Here is a 26,446-nt window from a genome sequence, read left to right on the forward strand (position 1 = left end):
CTGTCAACGAAGTGCCACAATTGCAGATTGATGCGGCCAAAGCAATCATGTGTGTCAGTGTTGCATAGCAGTACTTTGCAACCGTGCCGTCAGCGCCTAGACCATCGGCCATGAGCGGAAAAGCGGATTCCCGAATTCATCCTGTCGGCGCAATCGCGGTCATCTTTGCTGCGCAGCATAGTGGGCGCGATGCCGAGGGCTATGGCATGATGGCCGATGCGATGGACGCGCTGGCGGCGCGCCAGCCGGGCTATCTGGGCATGGACCATGCAGGCGTGCAGGGCGGTTTCGGCATGACCGTGAGCTATTGGGCCGATGATGGCAGCGCCAGGGCCTGGCGCGACAATCCCGAACATCGCGCCGCGCGCGAGGCGGGGCGGGACCGCTGGTACGAGCATTACACGCTGCATGTGGCGAAGATCGAACGGGGCTATGCCTGGCCATGAACGTGCACCAGACCCCCGAACCGGCGATCGAAGCCACCCAGAAACTGCCTGCCGACCGCATGGCGCTGCTGTTCACCGTGATGCTGGTGACGGCAGCGGGCAATACCGCGATGCAATCGGTCATGCCTGCCATCGGTACACGGCTGGGCGTCGCCGATTTCTGGGTGAGCCTGGCCTATAGCTGGTCGGCCCTGCTGTGGATGGTCTGCGCGCCGCGCTGGGCGCGCATGTCCGACCGGCGCGGGCGCAAGGCGCTGATGAATCTCGGGCTGATCGGCTTCATCTCGTCCTTTGCGCTGTGCGGGCTGACGCTCATGGCGGGGCTGCACGGCTATCTCTCCGCGCTGTGGACGATGCTGATCTTCGCACTGTTCCGCAGCCTGTATGGCGGGCTGGGATCGGCCGGGCCGCCGGCGGTCCAGGCCTATGTCGCCGCGCGCACCAGCCGGGCCGAGCGCACCCAGGCGCTGTCGATGATCTCGTCTTCGTTCGGCCTGGGCACGGTGATCGGGCCCGCGCTCGCGCCGCTGATCATCCTGCCGTTTCTGGGCCTGCCCAGCCCGTTCTTCGTCTTTGCGGCCTTCGGCCTGCTGGTGGTGGTCACACTCAAGCTGCGCTTGCCCGACGATACCCCCAGCTATGCCGCGCGCGGGCGGCTGGTGTCCGAGCCGATGAGCTCGGGTGCAGCGGGCGAGGTCTATGATGCCGACCAGCACGACGCCGAACGCGAAGCACCGGCACCCCTGACACAGCGTCTGTCGTGGCGCGATGCCCGGCTGCGCCCCTGGCTGATTGCGGGTCTGGTCGGCGGCCATGCCAATGCGATGATCCTGGGGCTGGTCGGCTTCATGCTGCTCGACCGGCTCGATCTGCGCGCGACGCCCGAGCTGGCTGCCGGTCCGACCGGGCTGGTGCTGATGGCGGGCGCATTCGCCACCCTGCTCGCGCAATGGGGGCTCATCCCCTATCTCAAGATGGGCCCGCGCAATTCGACGCTCTGGGGCGTTGCGCTGGCCGCTGGCGGATGCACGATGGTCGCGTTTTCGGAGAGCCTCAATGCCATCACGCTGGGTTTTGCCATTGCCTCGCTGGGGTTTGGCCTTTTCCGTCCGGGCTTTACGGCAGGCGCCTCACTGGCCGTGACGCGGGCCGAACAGGGTCAGGTCGCCGGCATCGTGGCTTCGGTCAACGGTGCCGCCTATATCGTCGCGCCTGCGATCGGAGTGTGGCTCTACAATATCGCGCCGCTCGAATCGTTCGCGATCATCATCGGACTGTGCATGTTCGTGCTCGTCTGGGGGCGCAAGGCGCTGCAGGCGGACGAGGTGCTGGTGCAGCCCGGCTGACCGATCAAAGGCCGCGCCAGATCTTGAGCGGCGTATCTCCCCTTTGCTGGCGCACATGCGCCGGGCAGGCGCGCGGGCGATACTCCATTCCCAGGCACAGCCGCACCTCCTGCAGCCAGCCGCGGCCGTTCGCCCTGATCGCAATGGCGCTTGCGGGCATGCCGGGGTTGAGTCTGGCGATCTCGCGCCTCAGCATGCCTTGCGTCAGCGGCCTGCGCGACAGCCGTTCCATATCGGGCAGCTTCACCGACTGGTAAAGTTGCCGTGCGGTCTGGAAATAGCGTGCCGGATCACGCGTCATGCAGCTGCCATGCTTGTCCCACTGATGCTGGATCAGCCGCTGCGATGGCATGGCGCACAGGTTCTGGCGCACCACCGACAGCGGCACGGGCGAGGGCGGGGTCGCGCAATATTGCGGATAGACTGCCGTCTTGCCCTCAGGCCAAAGGCCGTGCAGCACGAAACCGAATTCTCCGAAGCGGCGGCTGCATTGCAGCGCCTGGCCGCGATCCTCCTCCCGCCCTCGGCAGAATTCAGGCGACCAGCTCAGTGCCAGCGTATAGCCCGCCACCGGCACCACGCGCTTCACCGCATCGCGCCCGCGTTTTTCCTGCGGCAGCAGCGCGAGCTTTTCGGGCATGCGGCACTGATAGGCCTGGGCCAGCAGCGGTGCGGGAGCCGCCGCGACGCCCAGGGCGATCAGGGCGACGGCGCGGCGCATCAGGCTGCCTTGAAATCGAGCCCGATATCGGCGGCGGGCGCAGACTGGGTGATGCGGCCGACCGAGATATAGTCGACCCCGGTCTCGGCGATGGCACGGATCGTCTCGAGCGTCACGCCGCCCGAGGCTTCGCACGGCACGCGTCCGCCGACAAGCGTCACTGCGCCGCGCAAAACCGGGGGTGTCATGTTATCCAGCAGCAAATGGGTGGCGCCGGCGGCCAGCGCCGGTTCGATCTGCTCGACATGATCGACCTCGACGATGATCTGGCCGATGCCCGCAGCAACTGCGCGGCGCACCGCCTCGCCGATATCGCCCGCCACCGCAACATGATTGTCCTTGATCATCGCCGCATCCCACAGACCCATGCGGTGATTCTTCGCGCCGCCCATGCGTGTTGCGTATTTCTCGAGGCTGCGCAGGCCGGGAATGGTCTTGCGGGTGTCGAGCAGCACCGCGCCGGTGCCCGCGATCGCATCGACATACTGGCGGGTGAGCGTGGCAATGCCGCTCAGATGCTGGACGGTGTTGAGCGCGGAGCGCTCTGCTGTCAGCAGGGCCCGCGCCTTGCCCGACACCGCCAGCAGGTCGGTCCCTGCTTCGACCCGGTCGCCTTCGCCGACAAGCAATTCGATCGTGCACTCTGGATCGAGTGCGCGGAAGAACGCCGCTGCGATCGGCAGGCCTGCCACCACGATGGCATGGCGCGCGTCCATGACGCCATCGAACCGTGCATCGGCAGGGATCACGCTCTGCGACGTGACATCGCAGGCATCGGGACCGAGGTCTTCGGCCAGAGTATCGGCTACGAACCGTTCAAGGTCGAAACCATCGATGGAAAAGCGCATGGGCCTTGCCCCGTTCATGAGTGGGCACACAAGGGGGCGGCGCGGGTTGTCTGGATGATCGGAGCCCGCGCCTGATCCCTTGCGGCGATCAGCGGTGAATGCGGTGCTCGCCCTTGACCCAGCGCACGGTGCCGCTGGCCGAACGCATCACCACGGTTTCGGTGGTCATGATGCCGTCGCGGCGGCGCTTGACGCCCTGCAACAGCGAGCCATCGGTAACCCCCGTCGCAGCGAAGATACAGTCGCCCTTGGCGAGGTCGGTCAGGTCATAGACCGCATTGAGGTCCTCGATGCCCCATTTGCGAGCCCGGGCGCGCTCGTCGTCGTTGCGGAACAGCAGGCGTCCCTTAAACTGGCCGCCGACGCAGCGCAGCGCTGCTGCGGCGAGCACGCCTTCCGGTGCACCGCCCGAGCCCATGTACAGGTCGATGGTGGTCTCGGGGTTGGTGGTGGCGATCACGCCGGCCACGTCGCCATCGGGGATCAGCATGATGCCGCAGCCTAGCCCGCGCAGCTCGGCGATCAGATCGGCATGGCGGGGGCGGTCGAGCACGCACACGATAATCTCGCCCGGCTTGACACCCTTGGCGGCGGCGACCGCCTGGACATTTTCGGTCGGGGTCTTGTTAAGGTCGATCACGCCTTCGGGATAGCCGGGGCCGACGGCGATCTTGTCCATGTACACGTCAGGTGCGTTCAGCAGGCAGCCATTTTCGGCGATGGCCAGCACTGCGAGGGCATTGGGGCCGGCCTTGGCGGTGATGGTGGTGCCTTCCAGCGGATCGAGCGCGATGTCGATGCGAGGTGCACCTTCATTGCCGAGGCCCACTTTCTCGCCGATATAGAGCATAGGCGCCTCGTCACGTTCGCCTTCGCCGATCACAACGGTGCCGTCGATATCCAGACCGTTGAGCGCTGCACGCATCGCTTCGACAGCCGCTGCGTCCGCCGCCTTTTCATCGCCCCTGCCGATCAGGTTGGATGCGGCAATGGCTGCAGCTTCGGTCACGCGGACCATTTCGAGCACGAGCACGCGGTCGAGCTGCGGGGTTTCTGAGCTGGGCGTCGCTTTCAGGCTTGCGCTGGACATGGCAGGCGGGTCATCCTTCTTCTGTAGGGCACCAGTTGCATTCTCGGCCTGGTGCGTTGCGCCCGGTCCATAAGGGAGCATTATTGCATTGTCGAGAATGCTGTTGGTGGCCGCCGCGCTCGCCATTTCGGGGGTTTTCGCATCCCCTGCGCTCGGTCAGGATGCGCAGGACGACACCCGCTTGCCCGAGCCGGAACAGCGCGAACCTGACCCGGTTGACGCTAAGGTAAAGCAGCTGATTCGCAAGGCCGATGAGTGGACCGGCAAGGAGGAACGCGCCAAGCGCTGCCAACCGAGTGCTGCAGGGCGCGATATCGTGGTTTGCGGCGAGGCCGATGCCGGGGCGAAGTTCCGCGTTCCAGCCGACACCGAGGGCCGACTGGCTACCGGCGGACCACCTCCGGCGCCGGATGTTGCTGGCGATGGTATCTTCAAGGGAAAGGCGACCATGGGGCTGGGCTGCATCGTCCCTCCGTGCCCGCCGCCCAAGGCCTATATGATCGACTTTTCCAAGCTTCCGGAAGTGGATGAGGAATATCTGGCCAGGGCGCGCGAGGCCGAGGCAGCGGAAAAGACGCGCGAGACGGACAAGGGGGCTCCGCAATGACCGACATTCCGGTGATCGAGACCGAGCGCCTGCGGTTGCGCGCGCCGGTGCTGGCCGATTTCGAGGCTTATGCCAGCATGTGGGCCGACGAGAGGGTGACCGCCTTTATCGGCGGCACACCGCGCACCCGCAACGAAAGCTGGACCCGTTTCATCGGCATGCATGGTCTGTGGGCGCTGTGCGGTTTCGGCTACTGGCTGTTTGCCGACCGTCGTACCGATGCGCTGGTCGGGGTCGGCGGTCTGGCCAATTTCGAACGCGGCATCGCCTTTCTGGAGGGCATGCCCGAGGCCGGCTGGGCGGTGGCCCCCGATCACTGGGGCCAGGGACTGGTGACCGAAGCGATGCGCGCGGTGCTGACATGGAGCGATACCGTGCTGAAAGCACCTGCAGTACGCTGCATCATCGAGCCAGGTCATGGCGCCTCGGAGAAAGTCGCCGCAAAGCTGGGCTTCATACCCATCGGTCAGGGCGCCCATGCCGGTACGCCGGTCAACGTCTATGCCCGGCCCTGCGCCATGGTCTAGGGCTGTCTAGCCTCGTCAGGCGGCCTTCTTGCCCTTCACCGCATTGTAGATGGCTGCGATGATACCGCCCAGGATCAGGCCGACAATGCCGGCACCGATCGCGCCGACCAGCCACTCGACCAACCCGCCGATCGCGGGGACAGCCTCTCCTGCGGCCACCGCTATGTCGTGGATCAGATGCTCGGGGCCGGCGACGCCGAAGACCGCAAGGCCATGCACGACGATCTGGCCACCCACCCAGATCATCGCGGCCGTGCCGATGATTCCCAGAGCCGACATTACGATCGGCATGGCCTTGACCAGTCCGCGGCCAAAACCCTGCAGGGCTGCAGACGGCCTTCTGGCGAGGTGCAGGCCGAAATCGTCCATCTTCACGATCAGCCCGACCGCGCCATAAACCGCTGCGGTGATGAGCAGACCGACCACAGCCAGCACTCCGGCCTGCATCGGGATGGATCGGTCGGCGACCTCGGCGAGCGCAATGGCCATGATCTCGGCGGACAGGATGAGGTCGGTGCGCACCGCGCCCTTCACCCGCTCGTTTTCCAGCGCGAACATGTCCTGCACCTGTTCGACGACTTCGGCAGTATCCTGTTTGTGGCTGAGCTTGTGGATGACCTTTTCCGCGCCCTCGAAGCATAGGAAGGCTCCGCCCGCCATCAGGATCGGCGTGATCGCCCAGGGAAGGAACGCGCTCAACAGCAGCCCGATGGGCAGCAAAATGACGAACTTGTTGAACAGCGATCCCTTGGCGATCCGCCATATGACCGGCAGTTCGCGATCGGGTGTGAAATCGGTGACATATTGCGGGGTCACCGCCGCGTCATCGACCACCACGCCCGCCGCCTTGGTGCCCGCCTTGGCTGCTGCTGCGCCGACGTCATCGATCGACACGGCGGCAAGACGGGTCAGCGCGGCAACGTCATCGAGCAGCGCGGCAAGGCCTGAAGGCATGGATCAGTCTCCGAGAATATGCACGACCAGCGGATCGGCGTGCAAGCTGGGGGAACCCTTGAGCGCGGACAAGGTTGCCGCGACTGCACTTTCCGGGCCTTCATGCGTTACCATGGCAACAAGCACGCTGCCATCGGGACTGCGGCCCTTCTGGATCAGGCTTTCGATCGAGACGCCCGCATCGCGCATGGCTGCGGTGATCTCGGCGAGCACGCCGGGCCTATCGGCAACTTCGAAGCGCAGATAGCACTTGCCGATACGGTGGCCGGTTTCGGCGCGCGCGACCTTGTCGAGTTCGCGCACCGGCATCGAGAAGGCGGGGCCGATCTCGCCGCGCGCAATATCGATCAGGTCGGCGACGACGGCGCTGGCGGTGGGGCCATCGCCAGCGCCTGCACCCTGGAAGAGCAGCCTTCCTGAGAAATTGCCCTCGGCCACGACCGCATTGGTCGATCCTTCGACATGCGCCAGCGGATGGTGCATCGGCACCAGATAGGGGTGGACGCGCTGAAACAGCCGCGCATCGCCATTCGACCCGTCGAGCTCTGCCATGCCGATCAGGCGGATGCGATAACCCAAGGCCGCTGCCTGGGCGATGTCGGCGGAAAGGATCTTGCGGATGCCGCTGCGCTCGATGCCGTCGAAATCGAGCTCGGTGCCGAAGGCGAGCGCCGCAAGGATCGACAGCTTGTGCGCAGCATCGACGCCATCGATGTCGAAGCTTGGGTCCGCCTCGGCAAAGCCGCGCGCCTGGGCCTCGGCGAGCACCTCGGCAAAATCCTGACCGGTCTTTTCCATGGCCGACAGGATGAAATTGCAGGTGCCGTTGAGAATGCCATAGACGCGGCTCAAGCGGTTCGCCGCCGCACCCTCGCGCAGGCCCTTGATCACCGGGATGCCGCCTGCGACCGCCGCCTCGTACTTGAATGCCAGGCCAGCCTGCTCTGCGCGCTGGGCAAGATCGAGCCCGTGATGCGCGACCATCGCCTTGTTCGCGGTGACGAACGCCTTGCCGCCGCTCAGGCATTCCTTGGCGAGCGTCAGGGCCGGGCCATCCGCGCCGCCGATCAGCTCGACGACGACATCGATATCCTCGCGGGTGGCAAATTCGCCCATGTCGTCGACCCATTCATAGGGAGAGAGGTCAACGCCGCGATCCTTGGCGCGATCGCGCGCGGTAATGCCAGCAATGCGGATCGGCTTGCCTGCACGCCGCGCAATCAGCTCCGCATTTTCCTCGACCAGACGGATGACGCCCGCGCCCACGGTTCCCAGCCCGACCAGCGCGATATTCAGCGTTTCCCCCATGTTCGATCCTTCAGCGAGAGTTCATCCTGTTTGCGTCCTTAGCGCGTGGAGCGTCAAAGGGAAGGGGGCGCTGCGGCTTGTGAGCCGCGCCGCTACTCCCTATAGGCCGCGCAAACGTAAGAAGGGCTCTGCATGACTTCCCCCCATATCGTCATTCTCGCGGGCAAGCGCGACGGCAGGCTCGACCCGCTGGCCGAGGCTGCAGGTGTCACGCACAAGTGCAATGTGCCGATCCAGGGCAAGGCGCTGCTGCAATGGGTGCTGGAAGGCGTCGAGAACGCCTGGCCGCAAAGCCCGATCTGGGTTTCGATTCACGATCCTGCGGTCATCGCCGATCTGCCCGCGGTGCAGAAGCTGACAGCCGCGGGCCGGTTGCGGATGAGCGTTTCGCGCGAGGGCATTGTCGAAAGCATCGAAGCCGTGATCGAGGAAGCAGGCAATCCGTTTCCGATGCTGATCACCACCGGCGACAATGTGCTGGTGACGGCTGAGGAAATCCGCTCGATCCACGATTTCGGCATGCGCGAAGGCGCAGGTGCGGTGATCGCGATTGCCGAGAAGTCCAGCATCCTCGCCGAACATCCCGAAGCGCAGCGGCGTTTCTACGAATTTTCCGACATGGCGATCTCGAACTGCAATGCCTATTGGCTGCGCGATGCCGCATCGTTCCGCGCCGCCGAGGCATTCCGCGCCGGCGGGCAGTTCATCAAGACCAAGGGACGGATCGCGCAGGCCTTCGGTCTGCTCAATCTGATCCGCTTTCGGCTCGGCTGGTGGAGCGTGGATGGCGCCATGGCCGCGATTTCGCGCCGCTTTAGGGTCAAGGTGCGGGCACTGCTGCTCAGCGAAGGCGCCTATGCGGTCGATGTCGACAACGAGCGCACCTACAAGATCGCAGAGATGCTGCTGGCTAAGCGCAAGCCGGTTTGATCGAGCCGGAGGGCGGGGCGCACGAGAACACACTCTCGCCAGGTTGGCCAGATCAGCTGCGCCGCTCAACCAGTTGCAGCTCCGCTGAAAGCGTGACCTATTCGGCCGGAACCAGCGCGGGTTCCGCCTTGGCCATTACCGCATCCTGATAGTCGCTTTCGGCGAGCTGGATGAGGTGGCGGTCATCATGCTTCCAGGGGTGGAAGCCGGGCAGGAAATAGGTCATCCAGGGCAGGATGATCTTGCGCGCCATGCCGGGGTTGCCGAACGCATACCAGAACAGCTGTGCCCAGACCTTGGGACCGGTCAGGCCGTCCTGCCGCAGCAGTTCGAGCATGCCGACCGCGCGATGGTGAAGGAAGTTCTTGGTGACGACCAGCATCACCAGCGACTTGACCTTCCACCGCTGCCAGCGGCTCCAGTCCTTCGTGGCGTGCATCCAGGTGTCGAACGCGACCCCCTTGTGCTCGATCTCTTCCATCGCGTGCCAGCGCCACAGATCGCGCGAATCGGCATCGGCGGTTTCGAGATGCTTCGGATTGGCGAGCAGCTGCTGCGCGAGGATTGCGGTAAAATGCTCCAGCGCCATGGTCGAGGCGAGATTGGCGATCTTCGGGCGGCCCTTGGTCAGCGCCAGCGCCTTGTCGACATCTTCCTCGAGCAGCTTCACATCATAGCCAGCGTCGACGACGCGGCGATTGAAGGCGACATGCTCGCGGGTGTGGTTGATTTCCTGCTTCACGAAGGCGCGGATTTCGCCGGCCAGGCGCTCGGACGTGCCTTCGCGGAATTCCTTCACGCTCTCGATGAAGAACGCCTCGCCCTTGGGGAAGGTCACCGACAGGGCATTGTAGAATGCGGTCCCCATGGGATCGCCGCCCATCCACCAGCGGCGCATCTTGCTGTCGCGGCCGAAGCGGCGATCGCGAATGACCAGCTCCAGATCGGCAGGCGTATGCTTGCGATCATGCGTTGAAAAGGATTGCGGAGCGTTCATGGCGAGGTCCATAATGCGGTGGTGTTGCTTACTCTGATGACAATAAGGTTACTTACATAGATGTCAATAGCCAAAAGAAGGCTGAGTCCCGAGCAAAGCCGTACCGCTGCGCTGGCTGCTGCGCGGGAACTGCTGATCGAAACCGGACCACAAGCGGTGACGCTGAAGGCGGTGAGCGGCCGTATCGGGCGCACCCATGCCAATCTGCTCCACCATTTCGGCTCGGCCTCGGGCCTGCAAAAGGCGCTGGCGGAATATCTGGCACAATCGATATGCCAGATGATCGGCGCAGCGGTGATTCGCCTGCGCAATGGCGATGGCACCCCGCGAGACATTGTCGACATGGCGTTCGACGCGTTCGACCGCGAAGGGGCAGGGGCGCTCGCTTGCTGGATGCTGCTATCGGGCAACGAGGACGCGCTCGACCCGATCGTCGAGGCGATTCACCAGCTGGTCGACGAGCTTGCCGAGCATGCGCCAGAGGGCCGCACGCTGCACGAGGACACGCTGTCGCTCTGCACCATGGCGCTGGGCGATGCGCTGATGGGCGCGCAGCTGGCCGGCGCGCTCGGGCTTGACCGCGACACGGGACGGGCCATCGCGGAAAAGCAGTTGATGGCCTCGCTGCTCAGCTGGCAGGCGGGGCAGACGGTGTGAACTGATCGGGGTGCGCGATCAGCCGCCCCGCTTGGCGCGCGCGCCGAACCGGCCGTGCTTGCGGAAACGCACCAGATAGTCGCCGATCACCGCCGCCATCGGGGTGGGGGTGATGCCGAAAGCGTCCAGACCTGCTGCGCCTTCTGCCACGACATTGTCGGTCTGCAGCATCGCCCATTGGTCGCGCGTGATCGGTGCGCCGGGCAGCCAGCCGGTCAGGCCAGCCATCAGCGAGGAGAGCGAATCGGGCATGTCGACAAAGCTCGGATCCTCGCCGATCTCACGCGCGATGCGGCTGTTGAGTTCGGCCATGCTGATCGTTTCGGGACCGCCAAGTTCGAATGTCCTGCCGCCGAAGCGGGCCGGATCGGCCAGGCTTTGCGCCACCGCTTCGGCCACGTCATCGACATAGACGGGCTGGAAGCGCGCCTTGCCGCCAATGATCGGCACGATCGGCAGTGAAGCGATCAGTCCGGCGAAGCGATTGACGAACTGGTCCTCGCGCCCGAACACGATCGAGGGGCGCAGGATGGTGGTCTGCGGGAAGGCCGCCTGCACGGCGGCCTCGCCCTCGGCCTTGCTGCGGCCATAGGCGCTTTTCGAGTTCGTATCGGCACCGATGGCCGAGACATGGACCAGCGCCTGCACGCCGGCTGCTGCGGCGGCCTGTGCCACGTTTGCTGCGCCCTGATGATGGAAGGCGTCGAAATCGCCCTTCAGGATACCGACCAGATTGACCACTGCATCCGCTCCATGCACGGCGCGGGCCACGGTCTCGGGCTTGCGGATGTCGGCGGCGATCAGCTGGGTCTGGCCCAGATTGCCGAGCGGCTTGACGTCCTGCGCGATGCGGATGTTGCGCTGTGCAATGCGCACGCGCGCTCCGGCTGCGGTCAGATGCTGGGTGATGTGCCGCCCCAGAAAGCCGCCGCCGCCGAAAATGGTGATCAACTTGTCGCGCATGCTGTTACGTCCCGTGATTCTTGCCGCATCCGCGCTGCGCCGCCTTCAGGCGGATATTCGCGCGCTGACGCCGTGCGTTCGTGCCATCGCCTTTGCATCACCCGAACGCGCCGCGCAACGCCCCAGTTGCGCTTTTGCGCGTCGGCAGCAGGCTCCCTGCAAAATTCTTTGAGGAATGTGGCTGCAGGCGGTTGACGGGTGCAAACACTCCGGCTAGAGGCGCGCTCCTACCCCGTGCCCAGATGGCGGAATTGGTAGACGCACCAGCTTCAGGTGCTGGCGCTCGCAAGGGCGTGGAGGTTCGAGTCCTCTTCTGGGCACCATTTTTCTTTCCGGACACTTCCGCAAGTGTCCGGAAAAATCCAAGAAAACAGCCACTTCCGACAAGTTGGGCGTCCATCGGCATCCAGCCGAATTCGTTGAAATTGGCGGTACATGACGGTATATCTGACGGTATCAAAACCGACAGAGGTAGCACCATGCTGACCGATCTGGCCGTCCGAAAAGCCGCGCCGCGCGACAAGCCCTACAAGCTCTCTGATGGGGGCGGGCTGTACCTGCTGGTGACGGCCGCAGGTCAACGATACTGGCGGATGGACTATCGTTTCGGTGAAAAGCGGGCCACTGCGGCACTCGGGGTTTATCCGACCATCACCCTGGCCGAGGCGCGAGCCAAGCGACTGGAGATCAAGAAGCAGATCGCCGAGGGGATCAACCCAGCGGCCAAGCGCAAGATCGACAAGATTACCGGGCCGCTCGCCAATGTGAACAGCTTCAAGGCCGTGGCGGAAGAATGGCTCGACAAGGCCCGACGCGAGGGCCGTGCCGATGTGACTGTGGGCAAGCTGACATGGCTGCTCGAATTCGCCTACCCCATGATCGGAGATCGCAAGGTAGGCGAGATCAAGGCTCCCGAATTGCTAGCCGTACTACGCGCGGTTGAGAAGCGCGGGCATTACGAAACCGCGCGACGGCTGCGCAGCACCTGCGGACAGGTCTTCCGCTATGCCATTGCCACGGGGCGCGCCGACCGCGACGTGTCGGCAGACCTGCGCGGCGCGCTGATCGTGCCCAAGGTAACGCACCGCGCCGCCATTACCACGCCAAAGGAAACGGGCGCTCTGCTGCGGGCTATCGATGCCTATTCAGGCTATCCGGTTACCCATGCGGCGCTGAGGCTAGCCCCCTATGTTTTCGTGCGTCCGGGCGAACTGCGGCAGGCAGAATGGAGCGAGTTCGACTTTACCCGCAACACCTGGACCATCGCCGCCGACAAGACAAAGATGCGCGTCGCGCACCGTGTGCCGCTCAGCCGACAAGTGCTCGCCATCCTGGAAGAGCTGCGCGAGATCACCGGCAACCGCCGCTATCTGTTCCCCGCCCAAGGCAAGCGCGACCGGCCGATGTGTGAAAACACGATCAACCTCGCGCTGCGGCGGATGGGGTTCGATGGCACCACGATGACCGCCCACGGATTCCGCGCCATGGCCAGCACGCTGCTGAACGAGCAAGGCCATTGGAACCCCGACGCGATCGAGCGCCAGCTCGGCCATGCCGAGACCGACGACGTCCGCCGCGCCTACGCGCGCGGCGAGCACTGGGATGAGCGGATCAGGATGATGCAGAGCTGGGCGGACTATCTCGACCAGCTCAGGTCCGGTGCAAAGGTGCTGCAAGGCAGCTTCCGCAAGCCATCGGGCGCTGCGAGCGCGTTGCCGGGTTGATCCTGCTGCACCGCTCAGGATCTGTCACCAATCTGTTCAGCTGGCGATTTCCGCATCAAGGTAGGCCTCGACGCGCCGCATACCTGCGAGGCCATCTGCCAGCATGAGATCGAGCGCGCAGGCCCCATCAAAGGCCTCGTTAGGTGCAGCAATCCACCGCGCGGCTCTATCGCTGTCAGCGAATATGCATCGTAATGCGCGATGAATGCCGAGCAGCGCTGCAGCCCGCCCTTCGCCGTTGAGAAGCCGCTCGGCTGCTTCATCTTGAACGCCCCAGCGCGCGACCAATGCAGCGGCCGTCCGCGTCATGGCCAGTATTTCTTCATCGTCGTATTGAGCGCTGGCGATCGACATGGACAGATCCACTGACTTCGACGCCCCCTCGATAGCATGGAACGTCCGTTCAGACCACCAGCCAACTTACCGATCGGTAAGAATTTTTGGATAAGCGTCGATATCAAAGCGCAGCCTTCCCGATCGGGAAGAAATGCTCTTGAAACTCTACAGCGCATATGAGAACTTCCCGCTCGGTAAGAATGACATGATCGACAACGCAACCCAATTCGGCGCAGCCGTCGCCACGGCCCGCAAGGCCCTTGGCCTTACCCAGCGGGAACTGGCGCTCGTCATCAACAGCGGCGAACGCTTCATTGTCGACCTGGAAGCAGGAAAGCCCACCGCCCAACTCGGCAAGGCACTCGCCGCAGCCAAGGCAGTCGGCCTGCGGCTCACCGCAACCGGCATTTCGCAGGCCTGACGGTGGACCTTCCGGTTCACTTCGAAGACCGCCTAGTTGCCACGATCAGCGCCGATGCGCAGGCAACCCGCCTTGCCTATGCGGATGCCTGGAATTCATCCGCTGACAGCTTCCCGATCTCGCTGGCCATGCCGATCCGGCCAGAGCCCTATCAGGGAGAACAGGTCCTTCCCTGGCTCATGAACCTTCTGCCGGAGGGCGAACCGCTTCGCGCCATGACACGCGCGTTAGGCGCTGCACCGGAGGACGCACTCGGTCTGATCGCGCAGACCGGCAACGATCTGGCTGGCGCGCTCAGCATCGCGCCCCAGCAACCGCGCGGCGAGCCCGGCTATCGTCCGATCCCGGATGCCAGTGCACTGGAACGGATCATCGAGGAACTGCCCGCGCGGCCATTCCTGGTGGGCGAAGACGGCGTCTCGATGAGTCTTGCCGGCGCACAGGAAAAGCTGCCGGTTGCGGTCATCGACGGTCAGATCGCCGTGCCGATCAATGGCGCGCCATCGACGCACATCCTCAAGCCCGACAATCCACGCCTGCTGGGCAGCGTCCAGAATGAAGCGCTGTGCATGGTTCTCGCCCGTCGCACCGGTCTCAACGTCGCGCCCGTGACGACGGGCGTTGCAGGGGAACGCAGCTACCTGCTGGTCGAGCGCTATGACCGGGCGGGCGCTGGCAACAACGTGCGCCGCCTGCATCAGGAGGATTTCTGCCAGGCCCTCGGTCGGCCGCCTGCCGCCAAGTACGAGTTCAACGGCACCGGCACGCGCGGCCCCTCGATCGCCGACATGTTCGTCCTCGTCCGCGAGCATATGACCGCGCGCGACATCACCCGGCTGCTCGACGCCGTGATCTTCAATATCGCTATCGGTAACGTCGACTCGCACGCCAAGAACTACTCGATCCTGCTCGGCCCGGGCGCGCCGCAGCTTGCCCCGCTCTACGACCTGATGTCCGGCCTCGCCTGGGCGAACATCACACAAAACCACGCGCAGGCGATCGGTGGCCAACGCCGAGGCCGCCACGTCCACGGCCGCCACTGGCGGCGGATGGCCGAAGCCGCAGGCCTCGCAGCGCGGGGAACGGTGCAGCGGGTGGAGCAGGTGACGGCACGGTTGCTGCGCGAACTGCCCGCAGCGGTCGAGGAGGTGACAGCAATGCCAGCAGGTCCATCGATACTGGAGGTCTTCGCAAAGGAAATCGAGGAACGAGCAGCCGAGGTCCAAGCGCACGCTGGACAAGAGAGAGTGCCCGATGTCGAAGAGATGCAGCAACCGGAAGTCAATCCATCGGCGACTGCCTATGAGTGAGAAGCACAGACCGAACCTGGTCAGCGCGCAGCAAACTCGATAGCATGCGTTCATGGCGGAAGCGTGGACCGATCTCGAAATAGACCTGATCGTCGCAGATTACTTTGCGATGTTGATCGAAGAGTTGAACCGCGCCGGGATTGCCGGAGGCCCTAACTCCTGAGAGAAAGGGCCTACGATGAGTAAGACAACCAACAAATTCGCGCCTGAGGTTCGCGCACGTGCGGTCCGGATGGTCCTGGATCATGAAGGCGATCGTCCATCACGATGGGCAGCGATTGTTTCGATCGCAGCGAAGATCGGCTGCGTTCCGCAGACGCTTCATGAGTGGGTGAAGAAGGCTGAGGTAGATAGCGGCAAGCGCGCCGGTGTGCCGACCGAGATGGCTGATCGCCTCAAGGCGCTCGAGTGCGAGAACCGTGAGCTACGCCAGGCCAACGAGATTTTGCGCAAGGCGTCGGCATATTTTGCCAGGGCGGAGCGAGCCTGATCCCTTGGCGCCCGTTTCGGAGATGACTGCCTTCATTGACGAGCATCGTGAGGTTTATGGGGTCGAGCCGATCTGCCGGGTTCTGCCGATCCCTCCATCCACCTATCATGAGCGTGTCGCTCAGCGACGAGATCCAGGAAGGCTATCGGATCGTGCTCGGCGCGATCGGGATCTGAAGCCCGAGGTGCTGCGCGTCTTTGCCGAGAACTTCGGTGTTTACGGGGTGCGTAAAGTCTGGCGGCAGATGAACCGCGAGGGTTTCGCCGTCGCGCGTTGCACCATCGAGCGGCTGATGCGTGACCTGGGGTTGCAAGGTGTCATCCGCGGCAAGCCGGTGCGCACGACGATCAGCGACAAATCCGCACCTTGCCCGCTCGACCAAGTGAACCGGCAGTTCCATGCGCCGGCGCCCAACATGCTTTGGGTGCACGTCGAACTTTCACCTCGGTCGGCAGGGTCACCAATTACTGCCGTTCACCTGTCCACCCAGCTAGGGTCATGAGCGTGGCCCACGCAGGATCCTGATACCCGCCGGGCAGCATCAATGGACTTCTCGCCAAAAGCTGCACTTCTCGTTCCGACCCCAATGCTGTCATTGGGCAGTGGTCAACGCCGCGATCTCTTCCGGAATACAGGTGGGGCAAGTGCGTAATAGAGGCCTTGCCAGCTTCAGCCGGCGAGCAGCTCAACATCCCGTGCCATCACCCAGCCGGAATCGCATGGGCCGGAATAATCGGTATCTTCTGCGACCGGGGACGATACTTCGCAGTCCTGGTCTTGGTAGGCTCCATAGATGATCCCGACCATTTGCTCGTCATTGCTGGTTTCGCAGACCCAGACGGGGGTGGCTTCTGCCAGTTCGCCAATGGGTTCAAGTTCCTCGCTGGCACCCGGATACACGCTGATCGTGGTTTCTGGCGCGAGTTCGACGATCTCGCCATAGCTGCACGGATCGGTTTCAGACGCGCTCAGCGTGACCGGCTCGTTCCCCATTGTGTAGCGGGGCTGTGCTTCCAAGGGCGCTGCAACAAGGCAGGCCGTCATCACCAGTGGCAAAAACTTCGGCATGGTCAGGTCACTTTCCAAAACAGGGGTTGGGTGAAAACTGGGGCCTTTCATTCGCCGGGAGCACTGACCGTGAATTTGTCGGTGCGGGTGGTCTCCGATACGCTGCCGTCGGGATGCGACACGGTAAAGCTGTATTTGACGCCATACTTGCCCGGAGGCGTCAGGCTGGGGTCGACGGGAAATTTGAACTTCTGCCCGGTCAGCTCGCCGGTGACCGGCGTGTCGGCACCAACAATCGTTGCGATGGTTTCCATGACGGTTTTAACGGAGACACCGTCATCAACCTCCACCATCCGCACCAGATCGAGGCTTTGCATAGTAACGACCTGATCGAGGTTCATCACAACCTCGGTAAGTGGTTCTGACCGAATGGCACCATTATAAGGCACCTGCCACTCAAACTGGGCCGGGGGATATTTCCCCTGCAGCTTGAAATAGATCAAGCCGTTCAGCGATTCGACGGATTTTCCGGTCACCAGGTATGATAATCTGTATTCGCCCACTTCGGTCAGTGCGGCGGGGAGCGGCAGTTCAAAAACCTTGGCAGGCGCTGTGCCTTGCGAGGCATCACCGTCCGGGGGATAGACGCTGATTTCCTCGTTGGACGGGTCATAGATGCTTAAGAGCACCAGTTCGACCGGCTTATCGAACTCCAGCCGCACGGCGGTGAGCGGTTGTTCTATCAACACTTCTTCCTCCGCCGGGAATGACTTTATCACATTCACGGATTGCGCGGCGGCGGGGACAGCGATCAGGGCGGCTACAATTGCCACGACTGTCGTCAGAAAATTGCGCGTCATCTTGGGTTCCCTCGTTTGCATTGGCTTGATATTGTAACAGAGGCGCTGCCTTGATCGGCCCATCCACCTGGGGAGGGGATGCGGACGCAGGCAGGGCCGCCGTCTGTTCAGCAGCCGCCTTTTTTCTTCTTCTTGCCAAGCCCGCCCAGCGCGCCGCCAAGGGCCGCGCCGGTGCGGCCGCCGAACGCGCCGCCGACAGCTGCACCAACATCCGATCCGGAGATGCAATCGGCAGCATTGGCGGCGGCTGGTTGGCCGGACGAAGACGATCCAGCAGCGGATGCGCCCGAAGACTTGTCTGCACCCTTGAAGAAGACCTTGGCATCGGGAGACAGGCCTGATGGGATCGAATTATAATCCAGCCCATCGTTCATGGCGTTGGCGTAGATGTCGTTGAAGTCCCTGGTCGCAGCGAGATCAATTTCAGCATAAGAGAGGTGCTCGTAATTCGATGTGCACCAGATGCCCCAATCGTCCAGCTCACCCGGCGCACACGGCTTGCCGTTCTTCAAGCGCGGAATGGGCGCGTTTTTGATCTCTGTGAAGCACTGCTTGTTATTGGTCGATGCGCGCCAGCCGGTAGGGCAGCGGTTCAGGATGCCGGCCCTGGCGATGCCCCCGGATACGTCGGCAAAACGCGCGGTCATCCTGTCATATGAGGTGCACACCAGATCGTTATCTGTATCGACAAAATAGCCCTGATCGCACGCAACACTCTTGTTCTGCCGGACATAAACCGCTGGCGTTGGATTGGCGGCCAAAGATGGCACACAAAAAGTGTCAGTCTCACGGTTCCATCTATAAGGGCAAAGGCCCTTTTCCCTTGGCAGTTCCAGACGCCCCGTTGTGCGCCCCTGTGCCTCAGCCGATGGGGCTGTTGCCAGCGAACCGGCAGCGAACAGGATAAGCCCGGCGGCGGCAAGCATGGTCGTGGATGAAAGTGAACGCATCGAATATTCCCCTGATATGAAATTGGTGACGGTTGGCTCCCATGCTCATGGGATCGCGCTGGTTGCCTGCTTGGTGTCTGGGTAAAATGCAGGGGCGCCGCGTCGCGGCAGCGCCCCCGCACGTGTCCCACGGGGCCGGGTCGCAATGACCCCGCGGACCTGGATCGACCGTCGTAACCACAGACAGCGTCGTAACGCAGTGGCCAGCGAAGTCTGATTTTGGCAGCGCGGCGGGGTGGCCGCGCTGCCGGTCGGCCGCACTGGTCCGGGTCGCATTCAACCGGTGCGGTCAACATCCTTGTGTGTCTTCAGGTCATCCGGAACGGAGCCTCAGGGCTTCTTGGTAGAGCACCACAGACGGGACACTTCATGATAGCCCTCAGCACAGCTTTCCTTTTCGCTCTTGGCGTAAAGCTTTGGCGAAGATGACCCCAGCGGGAAGCACATCGAGACGTCGGTTTCGCTGTTCTTCGTGCTGCTCCAGCCGCTGGGGCAGGCAACAGCCTTGCTCGTTTTCTTGACACCTTCGCGATTCTGTCCCTGCGCATGGACCGGCAAGTTCGCACTGGCGACGATGATGCCGCCGAGCAGAGCCAGGTTGGCGAGTGAAAGGGCTGCTGCGATGAAGGCTTTTCTCATGGCTTGTCCTCTGGTCAATCAATGCTGTGGCAGCAGAGCTAGAGGCAGGCTGGGCGGCACGATACCCCATGACTTATGGCTCCCATATCATGGGATATCGACGCCCTGATCGGTTCACCCCGAAGGGGCGTGCCTGACAAGCAAACCCCGCAATGGCAATTGATGCACGGCGGAAATTTTGTTCCTTCCCAAAGGCATGCATTTCTTGCATCACGCCAGCGTAATTCGGGGGGATGACGTGGCATTGGTTTTGGGGCGGGTGAACTGGCGGCAGCTGGGAAAGCTGCTGGCCACTGTGCTGCTGGTCCAGGCGATTTACTGGCTGGCTATCGACCGCCCCCTGTTCCATGCCGATCCGGGCAAGGAACCGGGCCTTGTCAGCGTGAGCAATGTCGCGGTTGCCCGGCTGACCGCGCCGAATTTTGCCGAGGCAGCAAAAGCGCTTTTCGAACCGGCCGAGTTGCCGTGGACATATTGCTGCGACACGGCGGTGTTTGCGGTCAAAATGACCTTTGCGCTTGATCGCGTGCCGGCGGATGGATTGGGAATTTACCCCAACTTGCAGGCTGACAATTTCCAGCTGGCTCTGAATGGATCGCCGATTGTCGTGCGTGGGCGCATGGAGCCGGGCAATGGCAGCTTTCACGGACAAGTCCGCACGCTGGTGCGGATGCCGTCGGGGTTGCTCAAGCCGGGCACGAACACGCTGACCTTCATCACCTTGCGCGACGGGTTTCCCTATACCGATGTGTTCGAACCCAAAATCGCCGATTACGCCGCCCTGGAACAGTATACCGCGCGCAAATTGTTCCTCGCATCGCCCTTCTACCTTCTCACTGGCGGGTTGCTCGGCCTGCTTGGCGTGATTGCGACGATCATGATGTTTCGATCGGACGACTGGCGCTTTGCGGCCTGGCTCAGCCTGCTGTGCGCCGGATTTGTGGCCAATGCGGGCTATTATCTGTGGCTTGATCCGCCGGTCGATGGCTGGGGGCGGATGCTGGCCTTCTTTGCGATCTACCAGTTGATCCCGGCTGCGATGCTGTGTTTCGTCGACAGCTGGACCCGCCGCCCCGTGCCATGGCTGCAACCGTTGACGATGGCGGTCTATCTGGGCGCGGTGGCGGTGATCGCCTGGCATATTTATCGTGTGCCTATGCCCGAAGGGTTCGATGTGCCTGCGATGATCTGGATCTGGTATCTGGGCGCATCAGCGGTGGCGGTGGTTGCACGGCTCGTCTGGCACTTTGCCACACAGGCTGAGGATCGCCTGCTGGAAAGCGCCCTGATGACGGTCATAGCGGCAGCATTGCTGATCGATGCCGCGGTTGAATGGTTTCCTGAACTGCAATTGACCGGCGACAATCTCGGCAATTCCGCCGTCTTCCTGCTGCTGGCGATGACAGCGGCGTTCCTCACCCGCAACTTCCGGCTGTTCCAGTCGCAGAGCGCATTGAACGCAATGCTTCAGGAGAAGGTCACACGTCGCGAAGCCGAACTGGCCGAGGCGGGCTTGCGCGAACAGGCGCTGGTTCGGGCGCAAGCCCATGACGAGGAACGCCGCCGGATCATGCGCGACCTGCACGATGGTCTCGGCAGCCAGCTGATGACGATGATGCTGAGCGCAAGGCTGGGCGAGGCCGATCCGCCCAAGGTTGCCGAAGGTTTGCAGAGCGTGATCGACGAGATGCGGCTGATGGTCGACTCCATGGATTCGGTGGGCGAATCCCTTGAAGCGGCGCTCGCCACTTTCCGTGCGCGCATCCAGCCGCGGATCGAGGCAGCGGGCTTTGCCTTTTGCTGGAGCCAGCCCGCCACGCTCTATGTCCCCGATCTTGGCCCGCGCGATGTGCTTCAAATATTCCGGATCATGCAGGAGGCGGTCACCAACGCGCTCAAACATTCGGGCGGCAGCGAGATTGCGGTCGAGGTATCGGCAACCACCGATGGCGCGGTCGCTATCGCCATTGCCGATAATGGCTCAGGCGGCGCGGAGGCAGGCGATGCGGGCCGTGGCCTTGCCAACATGCGGGTCCGAGCACGGGCGGTGGGGGCCGATTATGCGGTGCAATCCGAACCCGGCAAAGGCACGCGCATCACGCTTGCTCTGCTCCAGCCTGCCTGATGCACGCATCCCATATCTTTGTCCCCGCCATGGGGTGGGCGCGGATGCGCACGGCTGATAGATCTTCGGTATGACCACAGCTTCGGCCTCCGCACCCGTTCGCATCGCAATCATTGAGGACGAGCCGACGGTGCGTCGCTATTTCATGAAGATCATGGGAATGGCGGAAGGGCACGATGTGATCGCCATGGCCCCTGATCTTGCCACCGGCCGTGGGCTGATCGGCCTGGCGCCCGATCTGTTCCTGATGGATATCGGTTTGCCCGACGGCAATGGCTATGATCTGGTGCCTGAAATCAAAGCCGCATGTGCGGCCAAAGTGCTGATCATCAGTTCTTTTGGTGACCGCGACACGGTGGTGAAGGCCTTGTCGGCGGGTGCTGACGGCTATCTGCTCAAGGATAGCTCACCCCAGCAAATCCTCGATGGCATCGCGATCACGCTGGATGGCGGTGCGCCGGTCAGTCCTGCAGCGGCGGTCTATCTTCTCGATCTGCTGCGCTCACCTGCACCCTCATCGCCCGTTCAACCTTTAAGTCAAGCGGACGACCGGCTCACCCAGCGCGAGAGCGAACTGCTGCGCGCCTTTGCCGAGGGCAAAAGCTACAAGGAAGCGGCCCGCATGCTGGGCATTTCACCCCACACAGTCGGCACCCACGTTAAAGCGATCTACCGCAAGCTCGAAGTCAATTCGCGCAGCGATGCGATCCGGCAGGGCTTCCGCAGCTGAACGGGAGCAATGCGTTGCAACACTGGCACCCATTCCCGGCCTCCCCGCGCGGATCGACTTTGGGGCGGCGATTGAACGGGTGGCGGGAATCCACCCTCTTCGCGCCATGTACGGAGGCGAGGCTCATTCCAAAAAGCCGAATGGCAGCTTCTGGCGGAACCGGACGTCAAATCCAGCGATCGTGAACGACCGGATATGGGTAGAGGGCTGCCGCTGTCGAGTAGCAAATCGGATGGCTGCTTGCCGCAACTCGCCGCCCAAAACCCGCCATTCAGCCAATGGCTCTCTGCCTGCGAACATCCCAGCGGTGACCGCCGCTGCTCCCTCCCGCCGTGCGCGAATCATTCTCGCTCGATATGCTGATCAAGCTGCCAGCAGGAGTGTGAACTCACCTTCTAGCAGCGCATCCAGCCGATCGCTCCAAGCCTGCATCATCTCCACGCGCTTCCTCCATGAAGCGTTGCGGTTGCAGATCGCCCGGAATGTATCGCGGACCTTTTTCTTGCGAAGAATGGCGTGACAGGCGGTCCGGCTCGGCACCTCATCGCAAAGCCATGGAAGCATATGGCAGACGGCATTTAAAGAATTGGGTCCTCTGCCTTTTGACTGGCTATCCTTCGCATGGTTTTCCAGATACCCAGTCCGGAGCGAAGACACGGCAGGGGCGGCAGGTAAGGGGCATGACATTCCGGCTTTCGCGCAAGGTGGCCGCATTTTTGGGATGGCCGCGTTTCCAGAAACTCTGGCTGGGCCCCGCCTGGATAGCGCTGGGGATCGCCCGTCTTGCGGTCCTTCTGGTACCGTTCCGTCATCTGGGCCGGTTTGTCGGCGTGGCAGCGGGGGTAGATGCGTGGGTCCCATTGGCGACCGAGGCGCAATGCAGGCGTGCGCAGGCCATTGGTCAGGTAGTGCGCTGCGCGGCAAATTATACCCCATTCGATGCCAACTGCTTTGCTCAGGCCCTGGCCGCTCGCGCGCTGCTGGGGCTGTACCGCATACCCTATGCGCTGTTTTTCGGTGTCGCGCGCGACCCGCTCGCCAGCGGTCTCAAAGCCCATGCCTGGGTTGCAACGGGACCGGTGAAGGTTACGGGCAATGAGAGCTTTTCAGCCTTCACGGTGGTCGGCATGTACGTGCCCCGAAGCCTGACACGCTGATGCCGAAGGCGCTTTCTGCCCTTGCAGCATTTCTTGCGCGCGTGCCGCCGGGAAGTGCTGCCGGCGTTCTGCTGCTGACGATAACGGCAAGCGCGACAGAAGGGGTCGGTATCGTGCTGCTGGTTCAGCTGTTGTCCGTCATCGGCGGAGCGCTGACGGACAATGTCGTCGTAAGCAGCGTCGTGGCAGTGCTGGCCTATCTGGGGATTCCTGCAACCGCAGAGGGTCTGCTCGGCGCATTCGTCAGCCTGATCGCCCTCCAGTCTGTCGTGGGGTATGCCCGTGATCAATCAGTTGCAAGGCTGCAGTTCGATTTTGCCGATGGCCTCAGGCAGGACTGTTTCGAGGCGCTTCTGTCAGCGGAATGGCGCTGGATTGCGCCGCATCGGCCTGCCGATCTGGCCAATCTGATGCTCGTCGAAATGAACCGGGTCGGACTTGGCGTCCAGTCGGGGCTCGCCCTGCTTGCCGCCGTTGCCGCAGCGCTCGCCTATCTCGGCGCTGCGCTGGTCATCGCATCTGGTCTGACGCTGGTCGTGCTGGTTTCGAGCGGAGTGATCCTTCTGGCACTCGCACGGGTCAATCGCGAAGCCTATGCGTTGGGCCAGTTGCAGGTTTCCGCCAACCGGAGCCTGCTCCAGACTCTGCAGGACAGCATCGGCAGCATCAAGCTGGCCAAGGTGCTGGGGAATGAGCGCCGCCACCTTTCAAGGGTCAAGGAGGCGGTTGCCGAGGTTCGCGATGCGCAGCTGTCCTTTGCGCGCAACAGTTCGCTGTCGCGTGCCTTGTTCCAGGTCTGCGGGGCTGCGCTGCTGGCGCTGTATGTCTATCTGGGCCTCAAGGTACTCGCGGTGCCCCTGCCGGAACTGCTTACCCTGGTAATCGTGTTTGCGAGGCTGATGCCCTTGCTGATGAACGCGCAGCAGCAGGGGAGCAGGTGCATCAACATGCTGCCTGCCTTTGCCGAGGTATCGGATTTCCTCGCGGCCAGCCGCGCTGCCCGGCAAGCGGACGTCACCAGCGAGCCTCGACCGGTTCAGCTTGCCCAGGCCATCGAGCTTCTCGACGTCACTCTCGCCTATCCCGGCCGTGACCGACCGGCCCTTGAAGCTGTCAGCGTGACGATTGAGGCAGGAAAGATCACGGCAATCATGGGCCCGTCGGGCGCAGGCAAGAGCAGCCTGGCCGACATCATCATCGGCCTGATCACCCCGGATGCCGGCCAGCTGCTGGTTGACGGAAAGCCGGTGTCGGGAGCCGATCGGCAAGGCTGGATGCGCACGATCGCTTACATGCCGCAGGAGATATTCCTGTTTCCGGGCACGATCCGCGAAAACCTTTTCTGGGCGAGGCCAGGCGCCGATGAGGCCAGCCTTGTCCTGGCACTTCGCCAGGCCTCTGCGGACTTCGTTCTGGATCTTCCTGAAGGTCTGGATACGCAGATCGGTCAAGCTGGCGCAGGCCTGTCTGGCGGTGAGCGGCAGCGGATTGCGCTGGCCCGGGCATTGTTGCAGCAACCCGTGTTGCTCATCCTGGACGAGGCTACCAGCGCCCTCGATGCCGCTAACTCCGCGCGCATTCTGGAAGCGGTTGCTGCCCTGCGCGGAAGCACCACAGTCGTGCTGATCGGGCACACGCCAGCGGCGGCGGTAATTGCTGATCAGGTCCTTGTGATGCTAGAGGGGCGGCTCGCTGCTGCCGGTCCATGGGCTCAGGTCAGCGACCAACTGGCCCAGACAGGATGATGATGGAACGCACGACATTGAAGGCGCTTGCGCTTGCTCTCATCTGCCGGCCCGGATCGTTGAGCGCTAAAGAGGTGCGGGCCCTTGCGGGAGCAGACTGGGCCCAGATTTTCGATTGGGGGCAGGAACATCGCTTCCTTCCATATCTGCATCATGCGCTCAAGAGCGCGGGTCTGCTGGAGTTCGTATCCCCCGAGCAGCGCGACTGCCTGCTGCCGGTGCGCCGTAGCATGGCCTTGCGGGCACTGGCTGCGAAGGGCGATATGGTTCGCGTCCACCAGACGCTGGAGGACGCGCGCATTGCCCATGTTTTCCTGAAGGGCGCCTATCTCGCCGAATTTGCCTATCCCGAGCCCGGCCTGCGCCCGCTGCGCGATATCGATGTACTTGTGGAAAGAAGCGAAGCCATCGCCGCCTATGATCGGCTGCAAGCAGCCGGGTTTGCGCGCGATCCGCATTATCCCGGGCATATCGAGGCATATCTGGAAACGTCAAAGCACCTTCCGCGCCTGATTGCGCCCGATGGCGGTACGGCGGTGGAACTGCACCTGCAGTTGACGGAGAGCACGCGCTATTCCGATGAACATCGGACATTGCGCGCGCGGGCCGTCCTGGCGCGTGCGCAGCCCAGCCGCGTTGCCGTTCATGATATGCGGTTTCCCACGCCCGAAGACATGCTGGTGCATCTGTGCGTCCATGCGGTCTATGAGCATCAGTTCAATATCGGCCCCCTGATCCTGACCGATCTGCACTGGCTGCTGGCCACGCATTGCATCGATTGGAAAATGGTGTGGGCCGATGCGGCGGAGCAGAGCGTTACCCGCGGCGTGGCGTTGATGCTGCGGTTGCTGCAACAGCAATGGCCGGGCTCGATCGAAGCCCAGCCGGAGGATCTGCTGCCACTTGCAGAGGTTGACGAGTATGTGGTCCTCCAGGCGGCAGACATGCTGTTGCGAAGCTTCGCAGCGAGAAACGATGTCGCGATTCTGGAGAGCGTTCAGGCACGGCCAACGCTGGCGGGCAAATTGTCGTTCGTCCTCTCCAAGGCATTTCCTGCGCCGTCGGAGCTTGCCAAGCAATTCCCCAGCTCGCCCAATTCGCTGGCCATCGTCATGTGCTATCCGATCTTGTGGCGTCGGCTGCTGCAGCAGCGTCTCCCCGACCTGATCGCCAATATGCGCACCGAAGAAAAGCTCGCAGAAGCCAAGGCCCTTTCGCGCATCAGCGCCTGGCTTGGGAGTTGAGGGCAGGGCCTGCAACGGATTGGCCCAAGCCGGAAACGGCGCGGGCGGGAGCTTGATGGCACCAGCCAGACAACCATGAGAGGCAGGGGATCGATCTTCGTCATGGGATCGACGCCATGCCTGGCCGCCAGCTCCAACAGATTGGTGTGGCATCGTGTTCGGAGAGTCAGCCATGGGGCAGGCGTTACAAACGCCAAGAAACTTGACCCCATGATATGGTTAGCGTCCGCGCTCGTGGTGTAATTTCTGGTGTAGATTGAGGTGATCGCGCGGGGTGGGGCATGCCCCACCCCGCGCGATTTCGATCTCGGTG

At 63.0% G+C, this 26,446-nt stretch carries 27 protein-coding genes, 1 tRNA gene, 1 pseudogene and 1 other annotated feature; of the genes and pseudogenes, 16 read left to right on the forward strand and 13 right to left on the reverse strand.

Features of this window, described 5'->3' with window-relative positions; translation table 11 throughout:
• The first annotated feature begins 110 nt into the window (after positions 1-110).
• Together C7451_RS12060 and C7451_RS12065 are read left to right on the forward strand one after the other, a co-directional pair.
• Complete coding sequence (locus C7451_RS12060; protein ID WP_110299209.1) at positions 111-446, forward strand: antibiotic biosynthesis monooxygenase family protein; 336 nt, start codon at positions 111-113, stop codon at positions 444-446.
• Complete coding sequence (locus tag C7451_RS12065; protein ID WP_110299211.1) at positions 443-1,792, forward strand: MFS transporter; 1,350 nt, start codon at positions 443-445, stop codon at positions 1,790-1,792. The genes C7451_RS12060 and C7451_RS12065 overlap by 4 nt, the downstream gene beginning before the upstream one ends.
• 4 nt (positions 1,793-1,796) lie before the next feature.
• Here the strand turns inward: C7451_RS12065 and C7451_RS12070 are convergent, their stop codons facing one another.
• The 3 genes from C7451_RS12070 to glpX form a co-directional block, all read right to left on the reverse strand.
• Positions 1,797-2,513 (reverse strand): ribonuclease T2, encoded by a 717-nt coding sequence (locus C7451_RS12070; protein WP_110299212.1) that lies wholly within the window; start codon positions 2,511-2,513, stop codon positions 1,797-1,799.
• Positions 2,513-3,361, reverse strand: a complete 849-nt coding sequence (gene nadC, locus C7451_RS12075; RefSeq protein ID WP_110299213.1) for a carboxylating nicotinate-nucleotide diphosphorylase — start codon at positions 3,359-3,361, stop codon at positions 2,513-2,515. The genes C7451_RS12070 and nadC overlap by 1 nt, the downstream gene beginning before the upstream one ends.
• Before the next feature lie 88 nt (positions 3,362-3,449).
• A complete protein-coding gene (glpX, locus tag C7451_RS12080) occupies positions 3,450-4,451 on the reverse strand; it encodes a class II fructose-bisphosphatase (protein WP_110299258.1) in 1,002 nt (333 codons plus the stop codon).
• A gap of 97 nt (positions 4,452-4,548) precedes the next feature.
• Between glpX and C7451_RS12085 the strand changes: the two genes are divergently transcribed.
• A complete protein-coding gene (locus C7451_RS12085; protein ID WP_110299214.1) occupies positions 4,549-5,058 on the forward strand; it encodes a hypothetical protein in 510 nt (169 codons plus the stop codon).
• Entirely contained in the window at positions 5,055-5,585 is a 531-nt protein-coding gene (locus C7451_RS12090) for a GNAT family N-acetyltransferase (protein WP_110299215.1), read from the forward strand. The genes C7451_RS12085 and C7451_RS12090 overlap by 4 nt, the downstream gene beginning before the upstream one ends.
• 15 nt (positions 5,586-5,600) lie before the next feature.
• Here the strand turns inward: C7451_RS12090 and C7451_RS12095 are convergent, their stop codons facing one another.
• Together C7451_RS12095 and C7451_RS12100 are read right to left on the reverse strand one after the other, a co-directional pair.
• Entirely contained in the window at positions 5,601-6,539 is a 939-nt protein-coding gene (locus tag C7451_RS12095; RefSeq protein WP_110299216.1) for a DUF808 domain-containing protein, read from the reverse strand.
• A 3-nt stretch (positions 6,540-6,542) separates the two neighbouring features.
• Complete coding sequence (locus C7451_RS12100; protein WP_110299217.1) at positions 6,543-7,847, reverse strand: homoserine dehydrogenase; 1,305 nt, start codon at positions 7,845-7,847, stop codon at positions 6,543-6,545.
• A gap of 132 nt (positions 7,848-7,979) precedes the next feature.
• Here C7451_RS12100 and C7451_RS12105 point away from each other — a divergent pair, with 132 nt between their 5' ends.
• Positions 7,980-8,777 carry an NTP transferase domain-containing protein gene (locus C7451_RS12105; protein WP_110299218.1) on the forward strand — a complete coding sequence of 266 codons (798 nt, stop codon included), beginning with the start codon at positions 7,980-7,982 and terminating at the stop codon, positions 8,775-8,777.
• A 97-nt stretch (positions 8,778-8,874) separates the two neighbouring features.
• On the opposite strand, the gene C7451_RS12110 is transcribed toward C7451_RS12105, so the two are convergent.
• A complete protein-coding gene (locus tag C7451_RS12110; RefSeq protein ID WP_110299259.1) occupies positions 8,875-9,774 on the reverse strand; it encodes a metal-dependent hydrolase in 900 nt (299 codons plus the stop codon).
• Between the two features lie 60 nt (positions 9,775-9,834).
• Between C7451_RS12110 and C7451_RS12115 the strand changes: the two genes are divergently transcribed.
• Positions 9,835-10,431, forward strand: coding sequence for a TetR/AcrR family transcriptional regulator (locus C7451_RS12115; protein WP_110299219.1), 597 nt, complete (start codon positions 9,835-9,837; stop codon positions 10,429-10,431).
• A gap of 18 nt (positions 10,432-10,449) precedes the next feature.
• On the opposite strand, the gene C7451_RS12120 is transcribed toward C7451_RS12115, so the two are convergent.
• Positions 10,450-11,394 (reverse strand): complex I NDUFA9 subunit family protein, encoded by a 945-nt coding sequence (locus C7451_RS12120; protein WP_110299220.1) that lies wholly within the window; start codon positions 11,392-11,394, stop codon positions 10,450-10,452.
• A 236-nt stretch (positions 11,395-11,630) separates the two neighbouring features.
• Here C7451_RS12120 and C7451_RS12125 point away from each other — a divergent pair.
• Positions 11,631-11,717 (forward strand) — tRNA-Leu (locus tag C7451_RS12125).
• Positions 11,718-11,873: 156 nt separating this feature from the next.
• Complete coding sequence (locus C7451_RS12130; protein WP_110299221.1) at positions 11,874-13,118, forward strand: tyrosine-type recombinase/integrase; 1,245 nt, start codon at positions 11,874-11,876, stop codon at positions 13,116-13,118.
• A 36-nt stretch (positions 13,119-13,154) separates the two neighbouring features.
• Here C7451_RS12130 and C7451_RS12135 read toward each other — a convergent pair whose 3' ends face one another.
• Complete coding sequence (locus C7451_RS12135) at positions 13,155-13,472, reverse strand: MbcA/ParS/Xre antitoxin family protein (protein WP_110299222.1); 318 nt, start codon at positions 13,470-13,472, stop codon at positions 13,155-13,157.
• Between the two features lie 187 nt (positions 13,473-13,659).
• On the opposite strand from C7451_RS12135, the gene C7451_RS12140 reads away from it, so the two are divergent.
• The 3 genes and pseudogenes from C7451_RS12140 to C7451_RS12150 form a co-directional block, all read left to right on the forward strand.
• A complete protein-coding gene (locus C7451_RS12140; RefSeq protein ID WP_167398522.1) occupies positions 13,660-13,875 on the forward strand; it encodes a helix-turn-helix domain-containing protein in 216 nt (71 codons plus the stop codon).
• A gap of 2 nt (positions 13,876-13,877) precedes the next feature.
• Positions 13,878-15,185 (forward strand): type II toxin-antitoxin system HipA family toxin, encoded by a 1,308-nt coding sequence (locus C7451_RS12145; RefSeq protein ID WP_110299224.1) that lies wholly within the window; start codon positions 13,878-13,880, stop codon positions 15,183-15,185.
• A 178-nt stretch (positions 15,186-15,363) separates the two neighbouring features.
• A pseudogene (locus tag C7451_RS12150) lies at positions 15,364-16,102 on the forward strand (IS3 family transposase); the annotation flags it as partial.
• Positions 15,645-15,772: a sequence feature (AL1L pseudoknot), on the forward strand. Its footprint overlaps the pseudogene before it by 128 nt.
• A 242-nt stretch (positions 16,103-16,344) precedes the next feature.
• Here C7451_RS12150 and C7451_RS12155 read toward each other — a convergent pair.
• The 4 genes from C7451_RS12155 to C7451_RS12170 all read right to left on the reverse strand — a co-directional run bounded on the left by C7451_RS12155 (position 16,345) and on the right by C7451_RS12170 (position 19,132).
• The gene (locus C7451_RS12155) at positions 16,345-16,743 is read right to left on the reverse strand and encodes a hypothetical protein (protein ID WP_110299225.1); all 399 of its coding nucleotides are present in this window, start codon (positions 16,741-16,743) and stop codon (positions 16,345-16,347) included.
• A 47-nt stretch (positions 16,744-16,790) separates the two neighbouring features.
• On the reverse strand, positions 16,791-17,543 hold the full coding sequence (locus C7451_RS12160) for a copper resistance protein CopC (RefSeq protein WP_167398523.1): 753 nt from the start codon (positions 17,541-17,543) through the stop codon (positions 16,791-16,793).
• 107 nt (positions 17,544-17,650) lie between these two features.
• Positions 17,651-18,469, reverse strand: a complete 819-nt coding sequence (locus tag C7451_RS12165; protein ID WP_146215359.1) for a hypothetical protein — start codon at positions 18,467-18,469, stop codon at positions 17,651-17,653.
• Positions 18,470-18,823: 354 nt separating this feature from the next.
• On the reverse strand, positions 18,824-19,132 hold the full coding sequence (locus tag C7451_RS12170; RefSeq protein ID WP_110299228.1) for a hypothetical protein: 309 nt from the start codon (positions 19,130-19,132) through the stop codon (positions 18,824-18,826).
• Positions 19,133-19,370: 238 nt separating this feature from the next.
• Between C7451_RS12170 and C7451_RS12175 the strand changes: the two genes are divergently transcribed.
• Both C7451_RS12175 and C7451_RS12180 read left to right on the forward strand, forming a co-directional pair.
• On the forward strand, positions 19,371-21,257 hold the full coding sequence (locus C7451_RS12175) for a sensor histidine kinase (RefSeq protein ID WP_167398524.1): 1,887 nt from the start codon (positions 19,371-19,373) through the stop codon (positions 21,255-21,257).
• 70 nt (positions 21,258-21,327) lie between these two features.
• The gene (locus C7451_RS12180; RefSeq protein WP_110299230.1) at positions 21,328-21,987 is read left to right on the forward strand and encodes a response regulator; all 660 of its coding nucleotides are present in this window, start codon (positions 21,328-21,330) and stop codon (positions 21,985-21,987) included.
• Between the two features lie 363 nt (positions 21,988-22,350).
• Here the strand turns inward: C7451_RS12180 and C7451_RS20120 are convergent, their stop codons facing one another.
• A complete protein-coding gene (locus C7451_RS20120; RefSeq protein WP_110299232.1) occupies positions 22,351-22,551 on the reverse strand; it encodes a hypothetical protein in 201 nt (66 codons plus the stop codon).
• Between the two features lie 116 nt (positions 22,552-22,667).
• Here C7451_RS20120 and C7451_RS12195 point away from each other — a divergent pair, with 116 nt between their 5' ends.
• Genes C7451_RS12195 through C7451_RS12205 form a run of 3 tightly spaced genes read left to right on the forward strand, consistent with a single transcriptional unit; the run spans position 22,668 to position 26,133 of the window.
• Positions 22,668-23,144 (forward strand): lasso peptide biosynthesis B2 protein, encoded by a 477-nt coding sequence (locus tag C7451_RS12195; protein WP_110299233.1) that lies wholly within the window; start codon positions 22,668-22,670, stop codon positions 23,142-23,144.
• Positions 23,144-24,889 carry an ABC transporter ATP-binding protein gene (locus C7451_RS12200; protein ID WP_110299234.1) on the forward strand — a complete coding sequence of 582 codons (1,746 nt, stop codon included), beginning with the start codon at positions 23,144-23,146 and terminating at the stop codon, positions 24,887-24,889. Before C7451_RS12195 ends, C7451_RS12200 begins: the two co-directional genes overlap by 1 nt.
• Positions 24,886-26,133 (forward strand): nucleotidyltransferase domain-containing protein, encoded by a 1,248-nt coding sequence (locus C7451_RS12205; protein WP_167398525.1) that lies wholly within the window; start codon positions 24,886-24,888, stop codon positions 26,131-26,133. Before C7451_RS12200 ends, C7451_RS12205 begins: the two co-directional genes overlap by 4 nt.
• The last annotated feature ends 313 nt before the right edge of the window (positions 26,134-26,446 follow it).

This window comes from Blastomonas natatoria (genome assembly GCF_003201955.1).
GTDB classification, from domain to species: Bacteria; Pseudomonadota; Alphaproteobacteria; order Sphingomonadales; family Sphingomonadaceae; genus Blastomonas; species Blastomonas natatoria.